The sequence below is a fragment of the Vibrio sp. genome, assembly GCF_038138445.1.
Taxonomy (GTDB): domain Bacteria; phylum Pseudomonadota; class Gammaproteobacteria; order Enterobacterales; family Vibrionaceae; genus Vibrio.
The window spans coordinates 1-3,408 of record NZ_JAYQDQ010000165.1; the positions used below are offsets into that span (position 1 = coordinate 1).

A 3,408-nucleotide genomic window follows, 5' to 3' on the forward strand; every position below is an offset into this window, starting at 1 on the left:
GAGTCGAGCCACCGAGCAGATTTATTATCTGTAAACTCAGGTACTTCAGGATGGGGTGGACTACAGATAACTAATACCGCAGGAGAAGGTATTTGGTCTTTCATGGTTGATAATACAGCAGCAGGTATTTATGATGACCAAAATAATAAGTGGGCTGTTTTAGCCTACGAAAATGGTGAGACTCGACTCTATTATGGCGGAGCAGAAAAATTAAATACAAGATCAGGAGGGATAACCATTACAGGAGATTTAACTGTTACAGGAGGTGATATTATCTTAAACGGTACAGGTCGTATTCAAGGAATTGATACAGTTTCCGCAGGTACAGATGCTGCTAATAAGACCTATGTGGATAACGCTGTAGCAGGAGCAGGAGGTAGTGGCACCGTTACAGCTGTAGGGGTTGGAGTGGGATTAGATGTTGCGTTACCAACAACAACACCAACTATTACATTAGATTTATCTGAGCTTACTGACATGACTGCCACTATGGTTGGAACAGATGAGTTTATTGTTCTCGATGGTGGCGCTGAAAGAAGAAAAGCTGCTAATGAAATAAATTTAAGTATTTTTAATAACGATTTATCAGGACCTACCGGGATTGATATTGATGATACAAACCACGATGTTTTTATTGGAGAAGGAGAAGCAACTGGTTGGACAGGTAATAGTACGATATCTATCGGTCATGATAACTGGGGAGCAAGTCCTACGGCTCAATGGAGCGTTGCTATTGGTTTTAAAGCTTGTGAAGATACTACTACTGGTAACGGAAACACCGCAATAGGATATTGGACTTTTAGAGAAAACACAACGGGAAGTTATAATACCGCTATTGGTTTTAAGGCTTTAGAAACATCTATTGATGGTACTTTTTCTACAGCTGTAGGTGGTCAAGCAATGGCAGGCGATGATGTAAGCGGTAATAACACAGCTATTGGTTATGCTGCTGGTCAATATGCTGGGGTTAGTTCTTCAGGTAATGTTGTTGTTGGAGCTAATGCTGGTATATATATGAGCTATTCAAACAGTACTTCAAACGACAACGTTATTATCGGCGCTGACGCTGCAAGAGGTAGCTTGTCAGCTCCACAAGATCATTTAGGAGATCGAAATGTGATTATTGGTCATGACGCTTTAAGAGATGGTGGTAATAGTGTTATTGAATGTACTATTATAGGTAATAGTGCTGGTAGAGGTACCGTTGATGGTTGTGGAACAAACTGTACTATTATTGGTAATGATGCACTAGCAAGTTCTACCTCTGTTTCAAATGAAATTACACTAGGAAATAGCGCGATATCTGCTTTAAGATGTAATGTTACTTCTATTACTTCTTTGTCAGATCAACGAGACAAATCAGATATTCAAGACAGTAACTACGGATTAAATGTTATTGAAAAACTTCGACCTGTAACCTTTGAATGGAATCAAAGAGATGGTAAAAGAGTAGGAGTAAAAGAAGTAGGATTTATTGCGCAAGAGCTTCAACAAGTCGATGATGAATATCTTGGTTTGGTCTATGATGAAAATCCTGATAAATTAGAAGCAGCGCAAGGAAAATTAATTCCTATATTAGTTAAGTCAATACAAGAGTTAAAAGCTGAAATTGAATCATTAAAAGAAGAAATAAATACATTAAAATCATAATATATGGAATACGAATGGAGTATACACAAGGTTGTAAAAACAATAGAAGATAATTGTATTACTGCTGTAGAATTAATGTGTAAAATTAAAAACTCTACTGAGTTAACTTATATTTTAATAAAATTACCACCAAAAGATGATGCTAATTTTATTGACTACAACTCTTTAACTGCAGATCAAGTTATTCAGTGGTGTTGGGACAATGCTAGACCAAACGACAAGTCAGACGCTGAAAATGATTTACTAGACGAGTATAATGCTAAAAATAGAAATCAAGTATTAGATTCAGAAAAACCATCGTGGGCATGATAAAGCCTAAAATAATATACAATACTAAGTTTTTAGTTAGTTTATCTATACTAATGCCAATAGGTGGTATGGCTATATTTCCTTTTATTATATTAAGAGAAAAATATAGAGACGGTGATGACTGGTGGAAACAAAGAGGTAGAGAAATAATAAACCACGAGACCATACATTTTGAGCAGGCTTTAGAACTTGGCGTAATACCTTTTTATATACTATATGTTTTAGAGTTTATATTAAAGCTACCGTTTTACGGTGGTAAAGCATATGAAAACATATCTTTTGAAAGAGAAGCTTACACTAATGATTCAAATTTAGATTATTTGTGTAATAGAAAAAGATACAACTGGATAAAATTAATTTTCAATAAATAACCCTTAAATTTTTAAAAATGAACATTACTTACACCTGGAAGATTACGGCTTTGAAAAAAGCACCAGAACTTGACGGATTGTCAAATGTAATCACTCACATTAGATTTGATTATACAGGAACAAACGTAGACACTAACGACACTTATGTTTTTAGTGGTGCTTGCCCTGTTGAAGCCCCTAACCCTGAAAACTTTACCGAAATAACCTCTTTAACTGAAGAACAAGTTATTGAATGGGCAAAAGCAAATCACCCAACAGATCATATGGATGAAATTATTACTTCTGCACTTAAGAAAAAGCTTAGACCAACTCTTGAAGATGTAACTGAGTTGTCTTGGTTATCTGCTGAAGAACAAACGCCTGAAGCTTAAATAGTTATTTCAACCTGTGATAGTTAATAAAGAAATATTATAAAATAATTTACAATGTCAACACAAAACAAAATTTCTGAAGAGCAACTTAAATCATTACAAGAAAAAGTTGCAAGTATTCAAAACCTTAATTCTCAGATCGGTATTTTAGAAGGTCAAAAGCATTTACTGCTACACAGAGCAGTGACTGAGCAAGAAGAGCTTCAAAAAATGCAAGGTGAATTAGAGCAAGAGTACGGAAAAGTTAGTATCAACATGCAAGACGGTACTTACGAAGAAATTAAAGAAGATCAAGAATAGCCTTGGTATTTCTTTAACAAAACCTAGTAAACCATTTTTTAACCATGACCTATTTTTATAGATCCTTCTCCGTGTCACAAGGTGATGGCGGAGTACCCGAAGAAACCAGGAAGCTTTGGGAGCACATTGCTGACAAAAAGAACTGGAGAATTGTTCAGTTACCAAATGGGTACTTTCAAGCAGAGTATGAGCAAGATGGAAAGTGGAAAGATGTAACACGCAGAGAAACAATGAAAAGTTGCGAAGCTGCAATTGATGCATCGATCGAACACTACCAAAAGAGGCTTGAATTCTTAAAAGGTCCCAAAGTAGTAAAAACCTTTAACTAACCACACTTTTATAAATTTAATTAAATGGAATATAATCAACCAAGTGAAATTGTTAAAGATTTATCTTTCGGAAGCGAG

6 protein-coding genes are annotated in these 3,408 nt (G+C 35.4%); all 6 read left to right on the top strand.

Annotated elements, in window-relative coordinates:
* Positions 1 to 1,650: tail fiber domain-containing protein (locus tag AAFM34_RS20600; protein WP_341666093.1), on the top strand; the 1,650-nt coding region annotated here is incomplete at its 5' end.
* Positions 1,651 to 1,653: 3 nt separating this feature from the next.
* Positions 1,654 to 1,959: a hypothetical protein gene (locus AAFM34_RS20605; RefSeq protein ID WP_341666095.1), complete on the top strand. Its 306-nt coding sequence runs from the start codon at positions 1,654 to 1,656 to the stop codon at positions 1,957 to 1,959.
* Positions 1,950 to 2,330, top strand: a complete 381-nt coding sequence (locus tag AAFM34_RS20610; RefSeq protein ID WP_341666097.1) for a hypothetical protein — start codon at positions 1,950 to 1,952, stop codon at positions 2,328 to 2,330. The genes AAFM34_RS20605 and AAFM34_RS20610 overlap by 10 nt, the downstream gene beginning before the upstream one ends.
* Positions 2,331 to 2,380: 50 nt before the next feature.
* Entirely contained in the window at positions 2,381 to 2,701 is a 321-nt protein-coding gene (locus AAFM34_RS20615) for a hypothetical protein (RefSeq protein WP_341666099.1), read from the top strand.
* 54 nt (positions 2,702 to 2,755) lie between these two features.
* Positions 2,756 to 3,001: a hypothetical protein gene (locus AAFM34_RS20620; protein ID WP_341666101.1), complete on the top strand. Its 246-nt coding sequence runs from the start codon at positions 2,756 to 2,758 to the stop codon at positions 2,999 to 3,001.
* Positions 3,002 to 3,072: 71 nt separating this feature from the next.
* On the top strand, positions 3,073 to 3,330 hold the full coding sequence (locus AAFM34_RS20625; RefSeq protein WP_341666103.1) for a hypothetical protein: 258 nt from the start codon (positions 3,073 to 3,075) through the stop codon (positions 3,328 to 3,330).
* Positions 3,331 to 3,408 lie beyond the last annotated feature (78 nt).